Genomic DNA, 22,547 nt, shown 5'->3' on the forward strand with positions numbered 1-22,547 from the left:
AAGGCCAAACGGTGGCCCAGCCCGCCGGAGAAGGCAATGCACACGGACGGCTCGATCCGGTCACACCGGTGAGACCGGCACGCCTCCCGCCGCCGCGCCCAACAGCGTCAGCCGCACCTCCCCGGGCCCCGACGGTGTGGTCCCGTCGGACAACACGGCCAACGCCAGTGTGTTGGCACCACGTGTGCGGAGGATCCCGTTCGGCAGCACGAACGTGTGCTGTGGCCCGACGTCGTTGATGTACTGGCCCATGTTCCAGCCGTTGAGGAAGATCTGGACGCGGTAGGCCCGCTCCGGGTCGTCGTCGAGGACGAGCCCGATCGAGGCGTCGACGCCAGGCTCGACGTCGAGCCGGAAGCCCGTCCGGTACCAGGTGACGCCCTGCCGCCGGTCGGCACGCGGCAGTTCGGCGTCCTTCCAGTCCCCGTCGTCGTACTCGGGGAGATGCCAGCCCTCGCGCTCCCCGTACAGCCCGCCGTTGTTCATCGGCCCGCGCACGGGATCCGGCGCCGCCGCGCCCTGGATCCGCCAGGTCACCTTCGGGGAGGCGCCCTCGAAGGCCGCGGCGGTCAGCCCGCGCGCCGCCTTGTGCGTGTCGCGCGCCGTGCCGTCCATGTCGTGCTGCATCCGCCGGACGAGCACGGACAGCACATGCCGCTGCTCCGGGCTCTCCTCACGGAACCTCTTCCGCAGCTCCTTCGACAGGTCGAAGGTGGCCTTCGCCGCCCAAGTGCCCTGCCGCGCCCGGTCCTTGTCCGGTACCGGCATCCGGTGCGTCCCCAGCGGCTCGCCGTCCAGCCAGGCCATCAGCAGGCCCTGCGTGCCCGTGCTGTAGGCGAGGGAGACCGACTCGATGCCGCCCTCGCCGGTCCACTCGCCCCGGTACCAGACGTCGCCGTAGTGGAAGCCGTAGTCGTCGGCGAACAGCACGGGCTGCCCGCCGGGCACGGGCGTCGTGCTGAACGACGTCTTCTTGTCGGCCGCCGTCCAGCCGGAGTCGTCGAAGCCGGGCTCGGCCTCCGGGTTCTCGGTCCGCCGCCGCCAGCCGTCGAGGGCGGGCAGCGCCGGCCGGGTCACGCCGGGCAGCGGCCGCAGCGCGAGCAGACTGCCGGAGGCGCTGATCCGGGTGGGCACCGGGCGCCCGTTCCACGTGACATGGGTGATCCCGCGCGGCCCCCACACCTCCAGGCCGGTCTGCGCGATGGTGTCGCCGGTGAGGTGGACCGTGGAGCCGTGCAGCTTCGCCGACCGCAGCAGGGCCGGGCCGTAGACGAGGAGCGCGCCGGACGGCGTCTCGTACGGCCACAGCCTGAGGGCCGTCGCGTCGTCGGCGAACAGCAGCAGCATCGGGGTGTCCACGCCGTCGCCCTCGACCCGCACCCGGCTCAGCCCGCCCGCGCCGAGCGGAGCGGTGACGTTGAGCTTGCCGAGGTTCCAGGACCACGCGGGTTCCGCGTCCAGCCGCATGGGCGTCGGCTCGTCCGCGCAGTCCAGGACGACCTGCGCCAGATCGCCCCGCCGGCCCGCGAACACCGCGATCTCCTGGCGCCCGGCGGTCAGGCTCAGCATGGGCTGCACGGTGGCGTGCACCAGCGTCCGCTGCCCGAGCTTCAGCCCGGCGGCGATCAGTTTGGCGTCCCGCGCCGGGACCGTGACCGGCACGTCGATCCCGGCGTCCGGCAGCGTCGAGGTGACCGCCTCGGCGGAGTCGTTGCGCAGGACGTAGAAGTGGGCGCCGGTGTCGGGGTTGGCCAGGTGGTAGACCTTGATCCGCTCGTCGGCGGCCCGTACGGCCTTCGCCCGGTTCAGCCTGGCGAGGTCCGGCACGTGGCGCAGCAACTGCCCGATCTGGTGCATCGGGGCGAGCTTCGGGGTGGCGTTGCGGGCCTCGTCGAAGGCCGCGCCGTAGTCGTACGACGTGTAGACGGCCGGCGCGGGCAGCCAGCCCCAGGAGGTGCCGCCGTACGTCATGTAGACGTTGTGCAGCGTGATGCCGTTGGCGAGGTTGGTGAGGTAGAAGCGCCGCTCGTACGCCGCGTCCCGGGTCCGGCGCGCCTCGGCGTACCCCTTCCCGTCGAACCAGGACCCGCCCCACGGGTCGAACCAGCCCCCGCCGAACTCGGGCACGAACCCGGGCGTGCGCGGACTGGCCGTGGCCCCGCCCTTCGTCCCTCCGGCCCCGAAGTGCCCCCAGTCGGGCGGCACCTCGTCCGGCTCCGGATACCCGTCGAACCCGTACAGCCAGCGCCCCTTCTCGCCGCCGGTGCCGAACGACCCGGGGGCCCAGGCCCCGTTGCGCCCCTTGTCGTTGTGGAACAGCGGCACGTCGATGCCGTCGGCGCGGACCTTCTCGTACAGGTAGGACATGTAGGCGCGCCCAGCCGGCTCGTCGACGTGCGCGTCGTACTCGTTCTCGATCTGGTACAGCAGGACCGTGCCCGTGCCCCGGGTGAACAGGCGCTTGGCGACGATGGCGTTGACGGCGGTCAGCCACTCGTCGACGTAGCGCAGATACGTCGGGTCGGAGGTCCTGGCCGTGCCCTCGGTCGCGGTCAGCCAGCCGGGGAAGCCGCCGGCGTCGACCTCGGCGTTGATGTACGGGCCCGGCCGCAGGATCACGTACAGACCGGTCTCGGCGGCCATGCGCAGGAACAGGTCCAGGTCGCGCACACCGGTGAAGTCGTACCGGCCGGGGGCGGGGGAGTGGTAGTTCCAGGCGACGTACACGCTGACCGCGTTGTAGCCGTGGGCACGCATCTTCTCCAGCACGTCCCGCCACAGGGACGGGCTCGGCAGCCGGAAGGGGTGCATCTCGCCGGACCAGAGGACGAGGCGCCGGCCGTCGACCAGCAGCGAGTACCGGTCGAAGCCGACCTCGTGCCGCCTGCCGTCCGCGCTCGGCACCGGGGGCGGCGGGCCCGTGGGCACCGTCCGTGCCGGGTTGGCGGAGGTGGGCGACCCGCTGCCGGTCAGCGTGAAGCCGAGCGCCGCCGTGCCGGCGAGAGCGTGGAAGGTACGCCTGCTGAGCTCCAAGGGAGCGCCTCCTGTTGTGCTGCCGTGCCGTACGTGGTGCTGGTGGGTCATTGTCTACGGGCCGACCGCGACAATGGTCGTATGAGGATCTCGGCACGTGCGGACTACGCGGTACGAGCGGTCGTGGAACTGGCCGTCCGGCAGGGCGAAGGGCCGGTCAAGGCGGAGGCCGTCGCCACCGCGCAGGACATCCCCCACAAGTTCCTGGAGGGGATCCTCGGCGATCTGCGGCGCGGCGGTGTGGTCGACAGCAGGCGCGGCGGGGGCGGCGGCTACCGGCTGGCCCGTCAGGCCGCGCAGATCACGGTCGCGGACGTGATCCGGGCCGTGGACGGACCGATCGTCTCGGTGCGCGGCGAGCGCCCGACCGGCCTTGCCTACTCCGGCACGGCCGAGCCGCTGCTGCCGCTGTGGATCGCCCTGCGGGCCAATGTGCGCAGGATCCTGGAGGGCGTGACGATCGCCGACCTCGCGGCGGGGGCGCTGCCCGAGCCGGTGGAGCGGCTGGCGGCGGAACCGGCGGCCTGGGAGAACCCCTGACGGGCCGCGGCCTGGGAGAACCCGTGACGGGCCGCGTCCGCGGGGGTGCCGGTGGGTGATCCTCATCGCGTCCTCGGGGTGTCCTGGGTCTGACGCACTGGTAACGCACCTTATGCGCCCGCGGGTACCGCTGGTGTCGACGGGGCCCGGGGGAACGGCCCCCGCGGCCCTTCCCCCGGTGTGATCCCGCCACTGTGAATGGCCGGAGACCGCCCTGGCCCGCCCCCTCCGCCGTGCGTACGATGCGACCGCTCCCGGCCTTCACAGCTCCTTCATGGAATGGTCACAGGTCGGGCGCGCATGCGCTGTCGTCTTGACATGCCCATGCCTCCTCCATGTTCCACCCCCCACGAACGGATGGGAGAACCATGGCCGGTGGCCTGCTTCTGAGCGGCGCGATCGCCGCGCTCCTCACCAGCGCACTCCCCGCACAATCCCCGTCCTCCGGGTTCGACGACCCGCCCCCGGACAAGATCGTCATCAAGGTCGCCACCGTGAACGGCTCCGGCTGCCCGCAGGGCACCGCAGCGGTCGCCGTCTCCGAGGACAACACGGCGTTCACCGTCACCTACAGCGACTACCTCGCCCAGGCGGGCGGGGGCTCCGACCCGACCGCGTTCCGCAGGAACTGCCAGCTCAGCCTGATCGTCCACGTGCCGCAGGGCTTCACGTACGCCATCGCCAGCGCCGACTACCGGGGCTTCGCCTCACTCCAGCGCGGCGCGAGCGCCACCCAGCGGGCCTCGTACTACTTCCAGGGCTCCCCGAGCACGGTGTCCAGGAACCACCCCTTCAGCGGCCCCTACAACGACAACTGGCAGGCCACCGACGAGACGGACTGGGCCCAACTCGTCTACGCGCCCTGCGGAGTCCAGCGCAACTTCAACATCAACACCGAGCTCCGGGTCAACGCCGGCACTCAGTCGGCCGACAAGGTCAGCTTCATGACGATGGACTCGACGGACGGGGACATCAGCACGGTGTACCACATGGCGTGGAAGGAGTGCCCGGCGAAGTCCTGACGGGATGAGGGGCGGCCCCCCGGCCCACCGGCGTCGGGCCGGGTGGGCCGCCCAGGTCATGCGCTGGTGACCAGCTGCCGGGCGAATCGGCGAACGGCATCGCTGAAGGCATCCGGATCGTCGAAGTTCGCGAGATGCCCGGCCCTCGGGACCAGCTCGACGCGGGCGCGCGGATGCGCCCGGGCGAACTTGGTCTCGCCGGACCGGAAGACGCCGTCCTTCTCGCCGTTCAGGATGAGCACCGGGGCCGCCACATGACGCATCGCGCCCGCGTCGAAACGCCCCAGCACCTCGCCCCAGGCGGCGGGCAGGGCGTGGAAGGCGTAACCGGACCGGATGGTGTCATCGACGACCTCGGCCGGATACAGCCTGCGCAGCAACCAGTCGTTCCACCCGGCCAGCCGATCCGCGGGCAGCCGCGGGACGAGCCCGGCGACCCACCGGTACGGCACCGCCCACGCCCCACGGGTCGAGGCACTGGCTCCCGCGAGCACGAGCCCGCGCAACAGCTCCGGGCGGACCCGCGCGAACTCCAGCGAGGCGTAACCCCCGAGCGAGTGCCCCACGACCAGGGCCGGCCCGCACCCGAGCGACTCCACGGCGTCGGCGATGACCTCCACGGCCGCCTTCAGACTCCAGGCCTCGGCGGAACGGGAGCCGTGCCCCGGCAGATCGACGGCGGTCACGGGGAACTCGCCTCGCAACGCTGCGAGTTGCGGACTCCACTGTCCCGCGCTGAACCGCGTCCCGTGTACGAAGACGATGGGTGGTGTGTCGGCTGCCGTCATGATCCCCCCCGAATCGGCGCTGCTGCCGGACCGACCTTATGCCGGCACCTGCTCCGAAAGCCGCTTGAGCCGCTGCCCTCCCATGGGCAAGGGTCTGTGCCATGGAGTTCTTCTGTTACCACCGCGATCGTCCCGGCTCGCTGCAGCTGCGCGAAGAGCTGCTGGAGCAGCACTGGTCGTACATGGACCAGTACGCGACCGAGATGATCGCCCGTGGCCCGACCTTCACCAGTGACGGAGAAACTCTCACCGGCAGCGTCCACATCCTCGACCTGCCGGACCCCGCCGCCGCCCGCGCCTTCGCCTTCGACGAGCCCAACTACCAGGCCGGCGCGTACCGGGACGTGATGCTGCGCCGCTGGCGCAACCTCCTGGGCCGCACCATGTGGGACTTCCCCGGCGGCCCGACGACCGGCAACCGCTACCTCGTACTCGGGCTGGGCTCGGCCCCGGCGGCGCCCGACCTCGACACGCCACCCGACTCGGACGACCTGATCGCCTACGGTCCACTGCTCTCCGACGACGGCTCCGCCTGGCTGGGCACGGCAGCGCTGGTCCGGGCCGCGGACGGGGAGACGGCGCGCGACGTGCTGACGCGGGGGCTGTATGCCGATGTCGAGGTGCACGCCTGGGAGTTCGGCGGACGGCGGTGACGAACGCCGGTCCGCGATCCGGGTCGTGTGCCGGTCCGCACGCCGACGTCAGCCGAGTGGTTTGTTGCTGCGCGGACCATTGACGCGCAACAGGTTCGATTCTACGGTCCGTTCGAACTTGCGATCGCTGTTCGAAATGTCGAGCAGCTGTCACCCCCACCGCAAGGAGGACCGTATGAGCCGCTCCATCCTGCGCAAGAGAACCGCCCTGCTCGCCCTTCCTGCCGCCGCCGTGCTCGCCCTGATGCCGAGCACGGCGTCCGCGTACCCCAACCCCGGCCGGGTCACCGGCGACATCGTCACCCACGACCCGTCGATGGTCCGCACCTCGTCCGGTCAGTACCTGCTCTACGCCACCGGCGGCGGCATCGCCAGCAAGACGTCCGGTGACCGCACGGCCTTCCGCAACGGCGGCGACGCCTTCTCCAGCCGGCCCGGCTGGTGGCGGAACTACTCCTCCGTGCCGGAGGCCTGGGCGCCGGACATCTCCTACCACGGCGGCAAGTACCTGATGTACTACTCCGTCTCGAAGTTCGGCTCGAACACCTCCGCCATCGGCCTCGCGACCTCCAGCACCGGCCGGCCGGGCAGCTGGACCGACCAGGGCACCGTCTACACCTCGAACTCCGCAAGCGACTTCAACGCCATCGACCCGAACCTCTTCGTGGACGACGACGGCAAGTGGTGGCTGTCCTTCGGCAGTTGGTGGACAGGGATCAAGATGATCCAGATCAACCCGTCCACCGGGAAGCAGCTCTCCTCCAACACGACCCGCCACTCCCTCGCCTCCCGCCCCACCGGGACCAAGGCCGTCGAAGCACCCTTCATCGTCAAGCGGAACGGGTACTACTACCTCTTCGCCTCGTACGACACCTGCTGTGCCGGCACCAGCTCGACGTACAAGGTCAAAGTCGGCCGCGCGTCCAGTGTCACAGGGCCGTACCGCGACAAGAACGGCGTCGACCTGCGGAACAACGGCGGCACGCCCGTCCTGGAGTCGCACGGCAGCGTCATCGGCCCGGGCGGCCAGTCGATCCTGAAGGACACCGACGGCGACCTGATCGTCTACCACTACTACGACGGCAACGACAACGGAACGCCCAAGCTCGGCGTCAACCTCCTGAACTGGAGCAGCGGATGGCCCGTCGCCTACTGACCCTGCTGGCCGCCCTGCTGCTCGCCCTCACCCTCGGCCAGCCCACCGCGAGCGCCGCCTCGTTCGCCAACCCGGTCAAGTCCGTCAAGGGCGCCGACCCCTGGATCTCCTACCACGACGGCAACTACTACCTGGTGACGACCAGTTGGACCGACGTCATCACCGTCCGCAAGTCCGCCACCCTGGCCGGGCTCTCCACCGCGCCCAGCGTGCAGGTGTGGAAGGGCGACGCCGCCTCGCGGTGCTGCAACATCTGGGCACCGGAGCTGCACTTCGTGGGCGGCCGCTGGTACCTGTACTACGTCGCCGGGCAGAACGTGTCCGACTACAACCCCACGCAGCGCAGCCACGTGCTGGAGAGCACCGGGTCCGACCCCATGGGCCCCTACACCTACAAGGGGCAGCTCAACTCCGCCTGGATGCTCGACCCGAGCCTGATGAACGTGGGCGGCCGGCTGTACATGCTGGGCAGTGCGATCACCACCGGCGGGACGCAGAACCTCGTCATCGCGCCGATGTCCAACCCGTACACCGTCAGCGGCTCCTACGCGACGATCTCGACGCCGACGTACGCCTGGGAGCGGCAGGGCGGCACCGTCAACGAGGGCGCGGAGGTGCTGCAACGCGGCGGCCGGACCTTCCTGGTCTACTCCGCGAGCGGCTGCTGGACCCCCGACTACAAACTCGGGCAACTGGAGCTCACCGGCTCCAACCCGCTGTCCGCCTCCTCCTGGACGAAGAAGTCCACGCCCGTCTTCCAGCGCAGTGACGCGGGCGGGGTGTACGGGCCCGGCCACAACGGCTTCTTCACCTCACCCGACGGACGCGAGAACTGGATCGTCTACCACGCCAACGACTCCGCCTCCGATGGCTGCGACAACGGCCGTACGACCCGGGCCCAGAAGTTCACCTGGAACTCCGACGGCACCCCGAACCTCGGCACGCCGATCCGGCTCGGGGCGTCCCAGCCAGGCCCGTCCGGCGAACCGGCGTCCGCCTCCACGACCTACACCGTCTCCAACCGCAACAGCGGCAAGTGCCTGGACGTCGCGGGCAGTTCGTCGGCCGACGGCGCCAACGTCGTGCAGTACACCTGCAACGGCGGAACCAACCAGCGCTGGCGCCTGGAGGACCTGGGCGACGACACCCACCGCCTGGTGAACGCCGCCACCGGCAAGGTCCTCGACACGGCAGACTGCTCGACCGCCGACGGCGCGGACCTCCGCCAGTGGTCCTGGCTGAACAACACCTGCCAGCGGTACCGGTTCATAGCCACCGACAGCGGCTACGTCCGGATCACCAACCAGGCCACCGGAAAGGTGGCCGACGTGGCCAACTGCTCGACAGCGGACGGCGCGGACGTACGCCAGTGGTCATGGCTCAGCAACAACTGCCAGCAGTGGAAATTGACAGCAGTGTAGGTCTCTAGGGGCGCGGGGCCGTGCTTGATGTGCGGCTCCGCCGCGTGGGCGCGACAAGCCACAACGGACCCGCACCCGCCGCACTACCCGGCCTGCCCCATCCCCGCCGCATTGGGCCAAGCCTGCGCCCCCGGCCACCCGGTCGCCGGCGCGGGCGAAAGCCCGTTCGTCCCCCTGACCTGCGCCGCAGTCAACCCGCCCCGGGCGGGAACCCCCGGCGGCGTGGGCCCGGTGGCGGCCGGCACGGGAGCCGGTGCAGGCGCCGGGACCGGAGCCGGTGCCTGCGCCACAGGCGCCAGCGGCGGCGCGGCCATGGGCTGGGGCGCCGGCTGAGGCACGGACTGCGGCACGGACTGCGGAGCAGGCTGCGGCACGGACTGGGGCATGGACTGCGGGACGGCCTGCGGCATCTGCTGCTGCCCCATCTGCCCGAAGTGCCCGCCCTGCCCTGACTGCCCACCGAGCCCTGACTGTCCACCCAGCCCTGTCTGTCCGCCTTGCCCGACCTGCGCCGCCGCCGGCATCGGCATCCCACCGCCCGGCCCGGCACCCGGCGGCACGGCGGACGCGGCGGCGGGGAGCGGCATACCGGTGCCGGCGGCGGCCGGAGCGGCGGCGGGCCCGGGAAGGCCGCCGCCGGTGGCCTGAGCGGCAAGGCCGCGCATGCCGGATCCGTTGGTCTCGCTCACCAGACGGTCCACTGCCGCCGTACCCGAGCTGTAGCTGGTCCCATTGCCCAGCTCGGGTACGGCGGCTCCCCTCCTGGACGTCCCGTAGAGCACCTGTTCCAGGCCGGACACCAGGCGACGCACGTCCACCTGGGGGCGCACGACGAGACGCAGGAAGCGGCTGGACGAACCGATCTTGTTGCCGCACTCGCGGACCAGGATCCGGTGCTCGGTGAGCATCCGGTCCCGGACCACGGTGCCCTCGGCGCCCACGGGGAGGCGCACGAAGAGGAAGTTGCCCTGCGACGGGTAGACCGTCAGCCCGGGCAGGGAGGACAGCTGGCCGGCCATGTCGAGGCGGTCGCGCCGGACCTGCTGCAGGCTCTGCGCGTACTCGGCGCCGTGCTCCTTCAGCATGAAGACGACATGCTCGGCGAAGGAGTTGAGGTTCCACTTGGGCAGCATGGCGCGGACGCGCCCGGCGAGCGCCGGGTTGGCGACCAGGTAGCCGAAGCGGATGCCGTGCAGGCCGAAGTTCTTGCCGAGGCTGCGCAGCACGATGACGTTGGGCCGCAGCATCGCCTCCTGCACGACACTGGGCTCGGCCTCGGCGTCCGCGAACTCCAGGAACGACTCGTCGATGACGACCAGGTCGAGGTCGGCCATGGCGTCCATGAACTGGACGATGGCGTGCTTGTGCAGGAAGCCGCCGTCGGGGTTGTTGGGGTTGCAGATCACGGCGACGCGCGTGCCGCGGGCGCGGATGAACTCGGCGTACTGCGCCAGGTCGAGGGCGAAGCCGCTGGATTCCTGGAGCGGGAACATGTCGACGCGCTTGCCGGTCTCCATGGGCTGGTCGGTCCAGCGGCCGAAGGTGGGGACGGGGATGGCGAGGGACTCGCGGACGAGCAGGTGGTCGATCCAGGTGATCAGCTCGGTGGAGCCGTTGCCCATCGCCACGCACTGCGGCGGCAGCTGGAGCAGGCTGCACAGCTCGGCCGTGATGGTGTCGGCGCTGGACGGGTAGTACGTGATGATGTCGCGCAGTCTGGCCGACATCTCGTCGAACATGGCCGGAGTCGGGAAGTACGGGTTGCAGGGGATGCAGAAGTCCACCGGTCCCGCGCCTTCGCCGCCCTCACGTGTCAACGCCGCCATCGACGGGCTGTGCGCCGCGGTGCTGCGGAACAGCGACGTGACGTTGTCGGCCATGGAACCTCCGTACAGGGCGGATCCGCTGGGGACGACCGGACCCGACGTTTAAGGACGGCCCGCGCGGGGGAGCGCGGGCCGCCCTTAGATACGGAGGCTGCGGTGACACTGTTCAACCACTGAGGTTTCCCTCAGGAAAATGTGTGCCACCTGTGAAGACGGTCAGCAGCCGAACGTGTGGACCGTCGTCGTCCGGTACTTCTGCCCGGGCCGCAGCACCGTCGACGGGAACGACGGCTTGTTCGGCGAGTCCGGGAAGTGCTGCGTCTCCAGGCAGAGCGCGTCGCCCTGCCGGTAGGTGCGGCCCGACGGGCCGGTCAGCGTTCCGTCGAGGAAGTTGCCGGAGTAGAACTGCAGGCCCGGCTCGTTCGTGGCGATCTTCATCGTGCGGCCGGAGGCCGGGTCGCGCAGGGTGGCGACGTGCTCGGGCCGGGCGGTGATGCCCTTGTCGAGGACCCAGTTGTGGTCGAAGCCCTTGGCGGTCACCAGCTGCGGGTGGGAGACGCGGATGTCCCGGCCGATCGGCTTGGCCTTGCGGAAGTCGAAAGGCGTGCCCGCGACCTTCGCCAGCTCGCCCGTCGGGATCAGACCCGAGTCGGTGGGCGTGAAGCGGGAGCCCGCGATCTGCAGCTCGTGGTCCTCGATGGTGCCGCTGCCCTCGCCGGCCAGGTTCCAGTAGACGTGGCTGGTGAGGTTGACGACGGTGGCCTTGTCCGTGGTGGCCTCGTAGTCGATGCGCCAGTCGCCGTGCTTGGTGAGCGTGTACGTCACCTTGGTCTTGAGCGTGCCCGGGTAGCCCATCTCGCCGTCGACGCTCGTGTAGTACAGGTGCAGGCCGACGTCGGAGCCCTTGGTGAACGGCTCGACGTCCCACACGCGCTTGTCGAAGCCCTTGGCGCCGCCGTGCAGGCTCTGCTCGCCGTCGTTGACGGAGAGCTGGTAGTTCTTGCCGTCGAGGGTGAACTTGCCCTGGCCGATGCGGTTGCCGTAGCGGCCGATCAGCGCGCCGAAGTACGGGCTCTTGGCGACGTAGTCGTCGAGGTTGTCGAAGCCCGCGGAGACGTTGGCGTAGCGGCCGCGGCGGTCGGGGATCTCCAGCGACTGGACGATGCCGCCGTAGGAGAGGACCTTCAGGCGGGTGCCGCCGTTCTCCAGCGACCAGCTGTAGACCTTGGTGCCGTCCGCGAGCTTGCCGAAGAGCTTCTTCACCGGCTTCCTGCCTCCCGTGGCGTGCGCCGTGCCGCCGAGCGTCGTGGCGGCTATGCCCGCCGCCGCGGCCCCCGCGATGACCGTGCGTCTGTTCAGTTCCATGCGTGCGGCTCCCGATAAGGAGAGGGCCCCGCCTGTCCGGCGGGGCCCGATCTGACTTACGAACCGACCTTGCGCTTGTTCCACACGTCGAACCCGACCGCCGCCAGCAGCACCAGGCCCTTGATGACCTGCTGCCAGTCGGTGCCGATGCCGACGAGGTTCATACCGTTGTTCAGCACGCCCAGGACCAGGCCACCGATGATCGCGCCGAGGACGGTGCCGACACCGCCGCTCATCGACGCGCCGCCGATGAACGAGGCCGCGATCGCCTCCAGCTCGAAGTTGAGGCCGGCCTTGGGAGAGGCCGCGTTGAAGCGGGCGGCGAAGACCAGACCCGCCAGGGCCGCGAGCATGCCCATGTTCAGGAAGACCAGGAAGGTGACCTTCTTGTCCTTCACACCCGACAGCTTGGCCGCGGGCAGGTTGCCGCCGATGGCGTAGATGTGGCGGCCGATGATCGCGTTGCGCATCACGTAGCCGAAGCCGACGAGCAGCACGCCCAGGACGAGCAGCACGATCGGGGCGCCCTTGTAGCTGGCCAGCAGCATGGTCAGCGTCAGCACGGCGGCGCCGATCGCGACCAGCTTCAGCAGGAACAGCTTGGTGGGCGGGACGTCCAGGTTGAACTCCTGCTGCCGCCTGCGGTCACGGACCTCCTGGAAGATCACGAAGGCGATCATGGCGAAGCCCAGCAGCAGCGTGAGGTTGTGGTAGTTGGTGTTCGGGCCGACCTCGGGCAGGAAGCCGTTGGCGGCCTTCTGCAGGCCCTCCGGGAAGGGACCGAGCGTCTGGCCCTCCAGGAAGATCTCGGTCAGACCGCGGAAGATCAGCATGCCCGCCAGGGTCACGATGAACGACGGTATGCCGCCGTACGCGATGAAGAACCCTTGGACGGCACCCGCGACCGCGCCCACGGCCAGGCACAGCACCACGGCGACCGGCCAGGGAAGGTCCTGTTTGACCATGAACACGGCGGCCATCGAGCCCACGAACGCCGTCAGTGAGCCGACCGACAGGTCGATGTGGCCCGCGATGATGACCAGCATCATGCCGATCGCGAGGATCAGGATGTAGCTGTTCTGGAGGACCAGGTTGGAGACGTTGCGCGGCAGCAGCAGGTCGCCGTCGGTCCACACGGCGAACAGCACCACGATCAGGCCGAGCGCGATCAGCATGCCGTACTGCCGCATGTTGCGGCGCATGCCGTCCATCACCAGCTGCAGCAGGCCGTCGGCCGCGGCCCCTCCGCTCTTGCCCGGCGGCGCGGGGGCCGGGCTCTTGGCGGTTACGTCCGTGCTCATCGGGTTACCTCTTTGTCCTTCGTCATCTGACGCATCAGCGATTCCTGGGAGGCCTCGGCCCGCGAGAACTCACCGGTCAGCCGCCCCGCGGCCATCGTGTAGATGCGGTCGCACATGCCGAGCAGTTCGGGCAGCTCGGAGGAGATGAAGACGACCGCCTTGCCCTGGGCGGCCAGCTGGTCGATGACCGTGTAGATCTCGTACTTGGCACCGACGTCGATCCCGCGCGTCGGCTCGTCCAGGATCAGCACTTCCGGGCCCGAGAAGATCCACTTGCTGAGGACGACCTTCTGCTGGTTGCCGCCGGACAGCTTCCCCACCGGCTCGAAGACGGTCGGCGCCTTGATGTTCATGGACTTGCGGAAGCCCTCGGCGACCTGCCGCTCCTCGTGCTCGTCGACCACTCCGCGCTTGGCGACCTTGCTCAGGGCGGTCAGCGAGATGTTCCGGTTGATGGTGTCGATGAGGTTGAGGCCGTAGTGCTTGCGGTCCTCGGTGACGTACGCGATCCCGTGCTTGACCGCCTCCGGGACGGACTTCGTACGGATCTCCTTGCCGTCCCTGAGGACCGTGCCGCCCGCGTACCGGCCGTACGTCCGCCCGAAGACGCTCATGGCGAGTTCGGTGCGGCCGGCGCCCATCAGGCCCGCGATGCCGACGATCTCGCCGCGCCGCACCGTCAGGGAGACGTCGTCGACGACCTTGCGCTGCTGGTCGATCGGGTGGAACACGGTCCAGCCCCGGATCTCCAGGGCGGGCGCCACGCCCTCCTCGGGCTCGTGCGGCGACCGCTCCGGGAAGCGGTTCTCCAGGTCGCGGCCGACCATGCCGCTGATGATCCGGTCCTCGGTGGTCTCCGGCGCCTTCACATCGAGGGTCTCGATGGTCTGGCCGTCGCGGAGGATCGTCACCGAGTCGGCGACCTTGCGGATCTCGTTGAGCTTGTGGGAGATGATGATCGAGGTGATGCCCTGCTTCTTCAACTCCAGGATGAGATCCAGGAGTTTGTCGCTGTCCTCGTCGTTCAGGGCCGCGGTCGGCTCATCCAGGATGAGCAGCTTCACCTTCTTCGACAGGGCCTTGGCGATCTCCACGAGCTGCTGCTTGCCCACGCCGATGTCGGCGACGCGGGTGTCGGGGTGGTCGCTGAGCCCGACCCGCCGCAGCAGCTCGGTGGCGTGCCGCAGCGTCTCCCTCCAGTCGATGAACCCGCCCTTGGCGTGCTCGTTGCCGAGGAAGATGTTCTCCGCGAGGGAGAGGTACGGCGACAGCGCCAGTTCCTGGTGGATGATGACGATGCCGCGCTGCTCGCTCGCCCGGATGTCCTTGAACTCACAGACTTCGCCCTCGAAGAGGATGTCCCCCTCGTAGGTGCCGTGCGGGTGGACGCCGGAGAGGACCTTCATCAGGGTCGACTTGCCGGCGCCGTTCTCCCCGCAGATGGCGTGGACCTCGCCCTGCCGGACGGTCAGCGTGACGTCCGACAGCGCCTTGACGCCGGGAAAGGTCTTGACGATCGAGCGCATTTCCAGGACGGGTCCCGCCATGGTCGTGCCTTCCAATCAGAGTGAGCCGGCGGTTACTTGAGGTCGCTTGCCTTGATGTAGCCGGAGTCCACGACTTCCTTCTGGTAGTTGGTCTTGTCGACGGCGACCGGCTCCAGCAGGTAGGCCGGGACGACCTTCGCGCCGTTGTCGTAGGTCTTGGTGTCGTTGACCTCGGGCTTCTTGTCGTTCAGCAGCGCGTCGACCATGTTCGAGGCGACCTTGGCGAGCTGACGGGTGTCCTTGTAGACGGTCATCGACTGCTGGTCGGCGATGATCGACTTCACCGAGGCGAGTTCGGCGTCCTGGCCGGTGACGACCGGCAGCGGCTTGCTCTTGGAGCCGTAGTCGTCCGACTTCAGCGCCGAGAGGATGCCGATGGAGATGCCGTCGTAGGGGGAGAGGACCGCGTCGACGCGCTCGCGCTTGTAGGCCGAGGTCAGGATGTCGTCCATGCGCTTCTGGGCGGTGCCGCCGTCCCAGCGCAGGGTGGTGACCTGGTTGAGCTTGGTCTGGCCGGAGCGGACGACGAGCTGCTTCTTGTCGATGTAGGGCTGCAGGATGTTCATCGCGCCCTGGAAGAAGTAGCGGGTGTTGTTGTCGTCGTTGGAGCCGGCGAACAGCTCGATGTTGAACGGGCCCTTCTTGGAGCCGTCCTTCAGGCCGAGCTTCTCGACGATGTAGGTGCCCTGGAGCTCGCCGACCTTCTCGTTGTCGAAGGACGCGTAGTAGTCGACGTTCTTCGTGCCGAGGATCAGGCGGTCGTAGGAGATGACCGGGATGTTCGCGTCCTTGGCCTGCTGGAGCACGTTGTTCATCGACTTGTTGTCGATGGCCGCGACGATCAGCGCCTTCACACCCTGGGTGATCAGGTTCTCGACCTGCGAGACCTGCTGGTCCGGGTCGTCCTCGCCGTAGACCAGCTGGGTCTTGTAGCCCTTGGACTCCAGGTCCTTCTTGACGTTGTTGCCGTCGGCGATCCAGCGTTCGGAGGACTTCGTCGGCATCGCGATGCCGATGGTGCCGCCCTTGGCGCTGCCCCCGCTCTCCTCGCTGCCGCCCTCGCTGTTCTGCCCGCAGGCGGACAGGGTCAGGGCGAGGGACGCGGCTCCGGCTATGGCGGCGAGTGCGGCTCTGCGGTTACGCATGATCATCATCCTTGATGTGTGGGTGCAGGGCTCGGTCTGGGGTGCGAAGTCGCTCCGGGGGGTCGGGCCGGAAAGACCGAGAAGAGATGTGTCGGATTGTGGTCGGCTGTGTCTTCTTTTGTGAAGACGAGTATCCGGAACGTTATGACGAGATTTCGAACCGTTGCAGATCGCCCGGCAGCCGGGACCCGAGCGGGGCCATGTCACCGTCGGCTCCGTGGCGGGCCAGGAGGTCCAGGGCGAGCCGGCCGCGCCGCACGCGTTCCTTGGCCGTGGCCAGGGTCAGCTCCCGCATGTGGTGCCCGTAGGGATAGATCCCGGGCGCCTTGGAGAGGCCGAACTTCAGGTAGAGCGGTGCGCCGCGCCGGATGAGCTCGGCGACCTCGTACATCCGGACGTAGCCGCCGAGGTCGTCGGGGGCCTCGATGTACATGTCCATCGGAGCGCCCGACACCCGCCGGATCTCGGTGAGGTGATCGAGCGTCAGGTCGCTGGGCACGTTGACCGAGTCGGCACCGAGCCGCTCGTACACCGCGTACGCCGCCGGGTTGACCGGCCCGATGAGCGCGCTCACCTTGAGCGTCGTGTCGGCCGGGATGATGCCGGCGGCTCTCGCCCGGTGCAGCGTCCACAGCACGCCCTCGTCGGCGACGAGCAGGCACTTGACGCCCAACTCCGTGGCCCGCACGGCGTCTTCGACGCAACCGGCGACGGCGTCGTGGCCGCGGGCGCGCAGTCCGGCCCCCCGCGAGTCGGTGCGCGTGGACCCGCCGATGTCCCACGTCCCGCGCGGGCCGGTGAACAGGCAGAGCTCGATGTCGCGTTCGGCCGTCGACTCGACCATCTCGGTGATCTCGGAATCGGTCAGCATCCACACGCCGCTGCCCTGGCTGATCCGGTGGATCGGCACGTCCAGCCGCGAGGCCTCCTTCAGGACCACCGCCAGCGCCTCGGGCCCCTCGCACGAGGGGATCTCGGTGCGCCAGCGGCCGCCGCCGGGGAAGGAGTGCGGCGAGGCGTCGGCGGGGTCGAGGGCGGGCGCGCTCAGGCCCAGCGTGGTGAGCGCCTGCTCACCGGGCCTGCGGGCTGCCGTGGCGGAAGCGTCGGTCACAGGAATGTCCTTCGGTTCGGTATTTCGGACGAGGTTCGCGGCTCTGGGTACGGCACGGCTCTGGCGTACGGCAAGGCTGGGTGTACGCCGGTACGGGAGCCGTCAGGTTGCCCCCGTACCGGCGTACGTCTAGGGGCGGAGCAACACCTTGCCCACCTTCGGATCACCGGCTCCCACCAGCTCGATGGCCTGCGAGAACTCGGCGAGCGGCAGCTCGTGCGTCACCAGCGGCAGCGGGTCGAGCAGCCCGGCGGCGAACACCCGCACCGTGTGCGCCCAGGCGTCCGGCGGAGCACCGAAGACGGTGTGCACCTCCAGCTGCCGTACGACGAGGTCGGTCGGGTCCAGACCGTCGGCACCCGGCGCCGGGATCCCGGTCAGGACCAGCCGGCCGCCGCGCCGGAGCAGGGCGGCGGAGAGCCGGGCGGCGTCCGCGGAGCCGGCCGTCTCGATCACCACGTCGAAGTCGTCCGGGAGCTCCTGGTCCTTGGTGCGGAAGTCCGTCGCGCCGTACTGCCGCGACAGCGCCTCACGGTCCCGGCGGGTGCCGACGACCAGCAGCTCGGCCGGCGAGTTCGCCTTCAGGAACTGCACGGCGAACATGCCGAGCGTGCCGGTGCCGACCACCGCGACGCGCTCGCCGGGCTGCGCGTTGCCCTTCAGCGCGGCCGCCGCGATACAGGCGGCCGGCTCCAGGAGGGCCGCGGCCGTGAGGTCGCAGTCGTCCGGGAGGGCGTGCAGGAGACGGGCGGGGAGCGTCAGCGTGGCCGCCATCGCGCCCGGCTGGGTGAACCCGGTCTCCTCGTACCCGGCCGTGCACAGGGTCGTGTCGCCCGCGTGGCAGCGGTCGCAGACCTGGCAGTTGCGGAAGCCCTCACCGACGACCTTGCGGCCGACGAGGGACCCGGGGACACCGGGGCCCACGGCCTCGACCGTCCCGGACCACTCGTGGCCCGGGGTGAGCGGGTAGCGGACGTACCCCTCGGGGCGGTTGCCCTGGTAGACCTCGCGGTCGCTGCCGCAGATCCCGGAGGCGTGGACGCGCACCAGTGCCTCGCCGGCCTCGGGCCGCCGGGGCTCGTGCGGGACGAGGCGGTGCTCGCCCGGGGCGTCGATCACTACCGCGGTGCTCACGTCACTCCTCAGGTTTTCGAAGGTTTCGGTCGCCGGTTCCGGGTTTCCGGGGCCGGGACGGTCACTGGGCGCCCTTGGGCTTGCGCTGCTCCCAGCCGTCCGCCCAGAGGTCGAAGCGGGCCTGCTGCTGCGGGAACTCGGCGGCGGCGTCGACGTCCAGCTCCACGCCGAGCCCCGGGGCGTCGGACAGGTGGAAGCAGCCGTCCTCCGGGTTCACCTGCGGCGCGCCCTTCACGACCTTCTTGATCTCCGCGTCCGCGAAGTCGTTGAAGTGCTCGAGGATCTTGAAGTTCGGGGAGGTGAAACCGACCTGGAGGGAGGCGGCGGTCAGGACCGAGCCGCCGACGTTGTGCGGGGCCACCAGCATGTAGTGGGTCTCGGCCGTCGCCGCGAGCTTCCTGGTCTCCCAGATTCCACCGATATGGCCGACGTCCGGCTGGATGATGTCCACGGCCTGGTTCTCGAACAGCTCGCGGAACTCGATCCGGTCGTGGATGCGCTCGCCGGTGGCGACCGGCATGTCGACCTTGGCGGCGACCTTCTCCAGGGCCTTGAGGTTCTCCGGCGGGACCGGCTCCTCCAGCCACGCCGGCTTGAACGGCGCGAGCTCCTTGGCCAGGCGGACGGCCGTGGCGGGGGAGAAGCGGCCGTGCATCTCCAGCATCAGCTCGGCCTCGGGGCCGATGGCGTCCCGGACGGCCTCGATCAGGGAGACGGCGTACAGGGTCTCCTTGTGGTCCAGCTCGAAGTGGCCGGTGCCGAACGGGTCGATCTTGAGCGCCCGGTAGCCGCGCTCCATGACGCCCTGAGCGGCCTTGTGGTACGCCTCCGGGGTGCGCTCCGTGGTGTACCAGCCGTTGGCGTACGCCTTGACCTTGTCGGTGACCTTGCCGCCCAGCAGCTGCCACACGGGGACGCCGAGGGCCTTGCCCTTGATGTCCCAGCAGGCCATCTCGATCACGGCGATACCGGACATCACGATCTCGCCGGCGCGGCCGTAGTCGCCGTACTTCATGCGCTTGACCAGGTCCTCGACAGCGAAGGGGTCGGAACCGAGAATGTGGTTGACCTCGGCCTCCCTCAGGTAGCCGAGGAGGGCGTCGGTGTGTCCCAGCATCCGGGTCTCGCCGACTCCGGTGAGCCCCTCGTCGGTGTGCACCTGGACGTACGTCAGGTTGCGCCACGGCGTCCCGACCACGTGTGTGCTGATTCCGGTGATGCGCACGGCGGTTTTCCCTCGCAGCTTCGTCGGCTCGGTCTCTGTCAGTCACTCACTTCGACGTGTTCGAGATTTCGGCACACGTTCGAAATGCTGGCGTGACAGTAAGGACGCGGCGGCGGGAGTGTCAATGGGTCGCGCGCATAACGGTTTCGACAGTTTCGAAACCATGGGGGCGGCGTGTCCCTACAGAACCTTCACAGCTGGATCTAGGAACGTGACCGGCGCGGAACTTAATCTTCCCGCGACATGGACTACTGCGACCCGTGCCGACGGCACCTCAACGGCGCGCTGGCCTGCCCGGGCTGCGGCACCCCGGCCGATGCGCTGCGCCGGCGCGAGCCGGAGTACGGCGGGTATGACGCCGTTCCCGACGGCGGGAAGGGCGTGCACGACGGCTCGGGTGAATCCGGTGAGCCGGACGAGCGGGACGAGCCGGATGCCTCCGACGGTGAACACGGCGACGACGGCGAGCCGTTGGGGCGCGCCGCCCGGCGACGTGGGCGCGGACGCGGGCGTGACGGCGAGCACGGGCCGGCCGGTGACGGCCCCGGTGGTGGGACGAGCCGGCGGGACCGGAAGGCCGCGGCGCATCGCCGTCGGCGGCGCCGGACGCTGTTCGTCGCGGCTGGGTTCGTGCTGGCGGCGGGCGGACTGAGCCTCGCGGAGCTCGGCATGGACGCGCCCAAGTCGACGCCGAAGCCGGCGGCGGCCGGGGGCGAGTCGGCGGACGGCGACGCGTCGGTGGAGGCGGGGGAGACGGGCGGCCAGGGCCAGGCGGCCCGGGCTGAGGGCGCATCAGGATCTCCTTCGCCCAGCGTGTCCGACTCGCCGTCGGCTTCCAGGTCCCCGAAGGCCGACAAGTCCGAGGACGCGAAGGACGACGAGACACCGAAGGAATCCGACCCGGCCTCGGCGGACCCGCCCGCCGCCCGCCCGACATCGGCCCCGACGGCCGACCGGCCGGACCCGGCCCCGACCCGGACCGCGGCCCCGACGACCGCACCCCCGGACCCGGAACCGTCCCCCTCGAAGACCTGCAACCGCTTCCTGTGGTGGTGCACGTAGCGCCGGGGTGAGGCCCCGCGCCATCGGTCCTTGACCCATCGCCGCCGGAGGTTTGCCGGACCGGCAACAGGAGTGGCGGACCCGTGACCCGGTGGGTGACGGTGGGCCCGTGACCGATGACATCGCAGCAGGATCGTCCGCGTCCGGAATCCCCTCGCCCGCCGACGGATACGTCGGAGACCCCGCGGTGCGGGCCGAGTGGGACAACGTGTACGCCGACCGACAGCAGGTGTGGAGCGGCCGGCCCAACGGCGCGCTCGTGGCGGAGGCCGCCGGGCTCACACCCGGGCGGGTCCTCGACGTCGGCTGCGGCGAGGGCGCGGACGCCGTCTGGCTCGCGCGCCGCGGCTGGGACGTGACCGCGCTCGAGGTCTCCGGCGTCGCGCTGGAGCGGGCGGCCGGGCACGCGCGGGACGCCGGCCTCACCATTCGCCGGGTACACGCCGAACTCACCGAGGCGGCGCTCCCACCGGCCTCCTTCGACCTGGTCTCCGCCCAGTACCCGGCCTTGCTGCGCACCCCCGACGCCGCGGCCGAGCGAGCGCTGCTCGCTGCCGTCGCGCCCGGCGGCGTGCTGCTCGTCGTCCACCACGCGGGGATGGACACCCGGCAAGCGGACGACAGCGGGTTCGATCCGGCCGACTACGTCTGGCCCTCGCTGGTCGTCGACGCACTCGACGACGACTGGGAGGTGGAGGTGGACGAACAACGGCCACGCGTGGCACCCGACGGTGGCGCCGGCGCCCATCACACCGACGACCTCGTGCTGCGCGTGCGCCGGCTGCGCTGAGCTTATGGACCCGTCGACCCGGCATGGTTTGGCTCTGTCCGCCGGACCATGACCGAGGCAGGGTGGGAGGACCTTGAACGTCATGGAGGTCTCCTTGAGCATCGCGTTCCTGCTGACCACCTTGGTCGTGGTGGTCACCCCCGGCACCGGTGTGGTGTACACCCTGGCCGCCGGGTTGTCCCACGGCCCCCGGGCGAGCGTGGTCGCCGCGCTCGGCTGCACCCTCGGCATCGTGCCGCACCTCGTGGCGACGATCACCGGCCTCGCCGCGCTGCTGCACACCAGCGTCGTCGCCTACGAGGTGGTGAAGTACCTCGGTGCCGCCTACCTCCTGTACATGGCGTGGGCGACGCTCCGCGACAAGGAGGCGCTGTCCGTCGAGGGGGAGGCCGAGCCGCGGCCGGCGGCCCGTGTGATCGCTTCCGGGGTTCTGGTCAACCTTCTCAACCCGAAGCTCACGATGTTCTTCGTCGCGTTCCTGCCGCAGTTCGTGCCCGCCGACGAGCCCGGCTCCCTCGCAGCGATGCTCCGGCTCAGTGCCGTCTTCATGGCGATGACCTTCGTCGTCTTCGCCGCGTACGGGATGTGCGCCGCCGCCGTACGGCACCGCGTGCTGGCCACGCCGAGGGTCATGACCGGCATCCGCCGGGGCTTCGCCGCCTGCTTCGTGGGCCTGAGCGCGTGGCTGGCGGTGGGCTGAGATGCGCTTCCGGCACGCGGACGCGATCTGGTCCGACCACCCCGGGCTCGCCGCCGGTGCGCTGTGGGCCACCGGCGTCGATGCCGCCGCCGATGTAGGAGCGCGCGTCGCCGCACACACGGCCCGGGCCGCGGCGCGGCTGGCCGGTTCCCCCGAGAGCGAGTTCCCCGAAGTGCTGGCCTGGCGGCGGGCGTTCTCCCGGATGGGGCTCAAGCCGACGCAGTACCGCTGCGCCTCGGAGTCGCTGCTGCGGCGGCTGAGGAAGGAGGGAGAACTGCCGCGCATCCATCCGGTGGTCGACCTGTGCAACGCGATCTCGGTCGCCTACGCGGTGCCGGTGGCTGTCCTCGACGGGGACCGCATCGCCGGCCCGCTGCTGGAAGTGCGCCACGCCCGCGGTGACGAGCAGTACACGACCTTCGGCGGCGGCACCGAGCACCCCCGACCCGGCGAGGTGATCTTCGCCGACTGCGCCGACCGGGCGCACGCCCGCCGCTGGACCAACCGGCAGAGCGGCCACTCGGCCGTCGGCGAGGGCACCGGCCGGATCCTGGTGGTGGCGGAGGCCATGCACGACGGCGGAGCCGACGTCGTGCCGGAGCTGTTGAAGACGGTGGCCGAGGAACTGGCCGCGCACTGGCCGGCCGACCCCGCGACGGCCGTTCTCACCCCGTCCGCACCGGAGTTCGTCTTTGGCGATTAGGCCCCCTGGTGAGCACGCGGCAGCC

The 22,547-nt window shown here is 70.1% G+C and carries 19 protein-coding genes; 9 read left to right on the top strand and 10 right to left on the bottom strand.

Annotated elements, in window-relative coordinates:
- Nucleotides 1–60 precede the first annotated feature (60 nt).
- Complete coding sequence (locus ACIBL4_RS12875; RefSeq protein WP_399409183.1) at nt 61–3,033, bottom strand: beta-galactosidase; 2,973 nt, start codon at nt 3,031–3,033, stop codon at nt 61–63.
- Nucleotides 3,034–3,114: 81 nt separating this feature from the next.
- On the opposite strand from ACIBL4_RS12875, the gene ACIBL4_RS12880 reads away from it, so the two are divergent.
- Nucleotides 3,115–3,573: an Rrf2 family transcriptional regulator gene (locus tag ACIBL4_RS12880; RefSeq protein WP_356928340.1), complete on the top strand. Its 459-nt coding sequence runs from the start codon at nt 3,115–3,117 to the stop codon at nt 3,571–3,573.
- A 368-nt stretch (nt 3,574–3,941) separates the two neighbouring features.
- Nucleotides 3,942–4,595, top strand: coding sequence for a DUF4360 domain-containing protein (locus ACIBL4_RS12885; RefSeq protein WP_399409185.1), 654 nt, complete (start codon nt 3,942–3,944; stop codon nt 4,593–4,595).
- Nucleotides 4,596–4,651: 56 nt separating this feature from the next.
- Here ACIBL4_RS12885 and ACIBL4_RS12890 read toward each other — a convergent pair whose 3' ends face one another.
- Nucleotides 4,652–5,383 carry an alpha/beta fold hydrolase gene (locus ACIBL4_RS12890; RefSeq protein ID WP_399409187.1) on the bottom strand — a complete coding sequence of 244 codons (732 nt, stop codon included), beginning with the start codon at nt 5,381–5,383 and terminating at the stop codon, nt 4,652–4,654.
- Between the two features lie 101 nt (nt 5,384–5,484).
- Between ACIBL4_RS12890 and ACIBL4_RS12895 the strand changes: the two genes are divergently transcribed.
- The 3 genes from ACIBL4_RS12895 (at nt 5,485) to ACIBL4_RS12905 (ending at nt 8,613) form a co-directional block, all read left to right on the top strand.
- Nucleotides 5,485–6,036, top strand: a complete 552-nt coding sequence (locus ACIBL4_RS12895) for a YciI family protein (RefSeq protein WP_399409189.1) — start codon at nt 5,485–5,487, stop codon at nt 6,034–6,036.
- Nucleotides 6,037–6,211: 175 nt separating this feature from the next.
- Nucleotides 6,212–7,192, top strand: coding sequence for an arabinan endo-1,5-alpha-L-arabinosidase (locus ACIBL4_RS12900; RefSeq protein WP_399409191.1), 981 nt, complete (start codon nt 6,212–6,214; stop codon nt 7,190–7,192).
- A complete protein-coding gene (locus ACIBL4_RS12905) occupies nt 7,174–8,613 on the top strand; it encodes a family 43 glycosylhydrolase (protein ID WP_399409193.1) in 1,440 nt (479 codons plus the stop codon). The genes ACIBL4_RS12900 and ACIBL4_RS12905 overlap by 19 nt, the downstream gene beginning before the upstream one ends.
- Before the next feature lie 83 nt (nt 8,614–8,696).
- On the opposite strand, the gene ACIBL4_RS12910 is transcribed toward ACIBL4_RS12905, so the two are convergent.
- The 8 genes from ACIBL4_RS12910 to ACIBL4_RS12945 all read right to left on the bottom strand — a co-directional run bounded on the left by ACIBL4_RS12910 (nt 8,697) and on the right by ACIBL4_RS12945 (nt 19,267).
- Nucleotides 8,697–10,493 carry a pyridoxal phosphate-dependent aminotransferase gene (locus ACIBL4_RS12910; RefSeq protein ID WP_399409195.1) on the bottom strand — a complete coding sequence of 599 codons (1,797 nt, stop codon included), beginning with the start codon at nt 10,491–10,493 and terminating at the stop codon, nt 8,697–8,699.
- Nucleotides 10,494–10,655: 162 nt separating this feature from the next.
- Complete coding sequence (locus tag ACIBL4_RS12915) at nt 10,656–11,804, bottom strand: aldose epimerase family protein (protein ID WP_399409197.1); 1,149 nt, start codon at nt 11,802–11,804, stop codon at nt 10,656–10,658.
- 56 nt (nt 11,805–11,860) lie between these two features.
- Entirely contained in the window at nt 11,861–13,105 is a 1,245-nt protein-coding gene (gene mmsB, locus ACIBL4_RS12920) for a multiple monosaccharide ABC transporter permease (protein ID WP_399409199.1), read from the bottom strand.
- Nucleotides 13,102–14,652: a multiple monosaccharide ABC transporter ATP-binding protein gene (gene mmsA, locus ACIBL4_RS12925; RefSeq protein WP_399409200.1), complete on the bottom strand. Its 1,551-nt coding sequence runs from the start codon at nt 14,650–14,652 to the stop codon at nt 13,102–13,104. The genes mmsB and mmsA overlap by 4 nt, the downstream gene beginning before the upstream one ends.
- Before the next feature lie 32 nt (nt 14,653–14,684).
- Nucleotides 14,685–15,797, bottom strand: a complete 1,113-nt coding sequence (chvE, locus tag ACIBL4_RS12930; protein ID WP_399409202.1) for a multiple monosaccharide ABC transporter substrate-binding protein — start codon at nt 15,795–15,797, stop codon at nt 14,685–14,687.
- Nucleotides 15,798–15,939: 142 nt separating this feature from the next.
- Nucleotides 15,940–16,908, bottom strand: coding sequence for a hypothetical protein (locus tag ACIBL4_RS12935; protein ID WP_356929115.1), 969 nt, complete (start codon nt 16,906–16,908; stop codon nt 15,940–15,942).
- A 129-nt stretch (nt 16,909–17,037) separates the two neighbouring features.
- On the bottom strand, nt 17,038–18,042 hold the full coding sequence (locus ACIBL4_RS12940; protein WP_399409205.1) for a zinc-binding dehydrogenase: 1,005 nt from the start codon (nt 18,040–18,042) through the stop codon (nt 17,038–17,040).
- 61 nt (nt 18,043–18,103) lie between these two features.
- Nucleotides 18,104–19,267: a mandelate racemase/muconate lactonizing enzyme family protein gene (locus tag ACIBL4_RS12945; protein WP_399409207.1), complete on the bottom strand. Its 1,164-nt coding sequence runs from the start codon at nt 19,265–19,267 to the stop codon at nt 18,104–18,106.
- Nucleotides 19,268–19,510: 243 nt separating this feature from the next.
- Here ACIBL4_RS12945 and ACIBL4_RS12950 point away from each other — a divergent pair, with 243 nt between their 5' ends.
- The 4 genes from ACIBL4_RS12950 (at nt 19,511) to ACIBL4_RS12965 (ending at nt 22,522) form a co-directional block, all read left to right on the top strand.
- Entirely contained in the window at nt 19,511–20,329 is an 819-nt protein-coding gene (locus tag ACIBL4_RS12950; protein WP_399409209.1) for a hypothetical protein, read from the top strand.
- A gap of 109 nt (nt 20,330–20,438) precedes the next feature.
- On the top strand, nt 20,439–21,119 hold the full coding sequence (locus tag ACIBL4_RS12955) for a class I SAM-dependent methyltransferase (RefSeq protein WP_399409211.1): 681 nt from the start codon (nt 20,439–20,441) through the stop codon (nt 21,117–21,119).
- A gap of 94 nt (nt 21,120–21,213) precedes the next feature.
- Complete coding sequence (locus tag ACIBL4_RS12960; protein ID WP_399409361.1) at nt 21,214–21,819, top strand: LysE family translocator; 606 nt, start codon at nt 21,214–21,216, stop codon at nt 21,817–21,819.
- A gap of 1 nt (nt 21,820) precedes the next feature.
- Nucleotides 21,821–22,522 (top strand): B3/4 domain-containing protein, encoded by a 702-nt coding sequence (locus ACIBL4_RS12965; protein ID WP_399409213.1) that lies wholly within the window; start codon nt 21,821–21,823, stop codon nt 22,520–22,522.
- Nucleotides 22,523–22,547: the final 25 nt, after the last annotated feature.

The organism is Streptomyces sp. NPDC050416 (assembly GCF_044458845.1).
GTDB lineage: Bacteria > Actinomycetota > Actinomycetes > Streptomycetales > Streptomycetaceae > Streptomyces.

Coding starts and splice junctions, on each gene's coding strand:
- mmsB (WP_399409199.1), bottom strand. CDS start 13,105: ATGAGCACGGACGTAACCGCCAAGAGCCCGGCCCCCGCGCCGCCGGGC.
- ACIBL4_RS12915 (WP_399409197.1), bottom strand. CDS start 11,804: ATGGAACTGAACAGACGCACGGTCATCGCGGGGGCCGCGGCGGCGGGC.
- ACIBL4_RS12905 (WP_399409193.1), top strand. CDS start 7,174: ATGGCCCGTCGCCTACTGACCCTGCTGGCCGCCCTGCTGCTCGCCCTC.
- ACIBL4_RS12910 (WP_399409195.1), bottom strand. CDS start 10,493: ATGGCCGACAACGTCACGTCGCTGTTCCGCAGCACCGCGGCGCACAGC.
- ACIBL4_RS12900 (WP_399409191.1), top strand. CDS start 6,212: ATGAGCCGCTCCATCCTGCGCAAGAGAACCGCCCTGCTCGCCCTTCCT.
- ACIBL4_RS12895 (WP_399409189.1), top strand. CDS start 5,485: ATGGAGTTCTTCTGTTACCACCGCGATCGTCCCGGCTCGCTGCAGCTG.
- chvE (WP_399409202.1), bottom strand. CDS start 15,797: ATGCGTAACCGCAGAGCCGCACTCGCCGCCATAGCCGGAGCCGCGTCC.
- ACIBL4_RS12950 (WP_399409209.1), top strand. CDS start 19,511: ATGGACTACTGCGACCCGTGCCGACGGCACCTCAACGGCGCGCTGGCC.
- mmsA (WP_399409200.1), bottom strand. CDS start 14,652: ATGGCGGGACCCGTCCTGGAAATGCGCTCGATCGTCAAGACCTTTCCC.
- ACIBL4_RS12965 (WP_399409213.1), top strand. CDS start 21,821: ATGCGCTTCCGGCACGCGGACGCGATCTGGTCCGACCACCCCGGGCTC.
- ACIBL4_RS12880 (WP_356928340.1), top strand. CDS start 3,115: ATGAGGATCTCGGCACGTGCGGACTACGCGGTACGAGCGGTCGTGGAA.
- ACIBL4_RS12885 (WP_399409185.1), top strand. CDS start 3,942: ATGGCCGGTGGCCTGCTTCTGAGCGGCGCGATCGCCGCGCTCCTCACC.
- ACIBL4_RS12890 (WP_399409187.1), bottom strand. CDS start 5,383: ATGACGGCAGCCGACACACCACCCATCGTCTTCGTACACGGGACGCGG.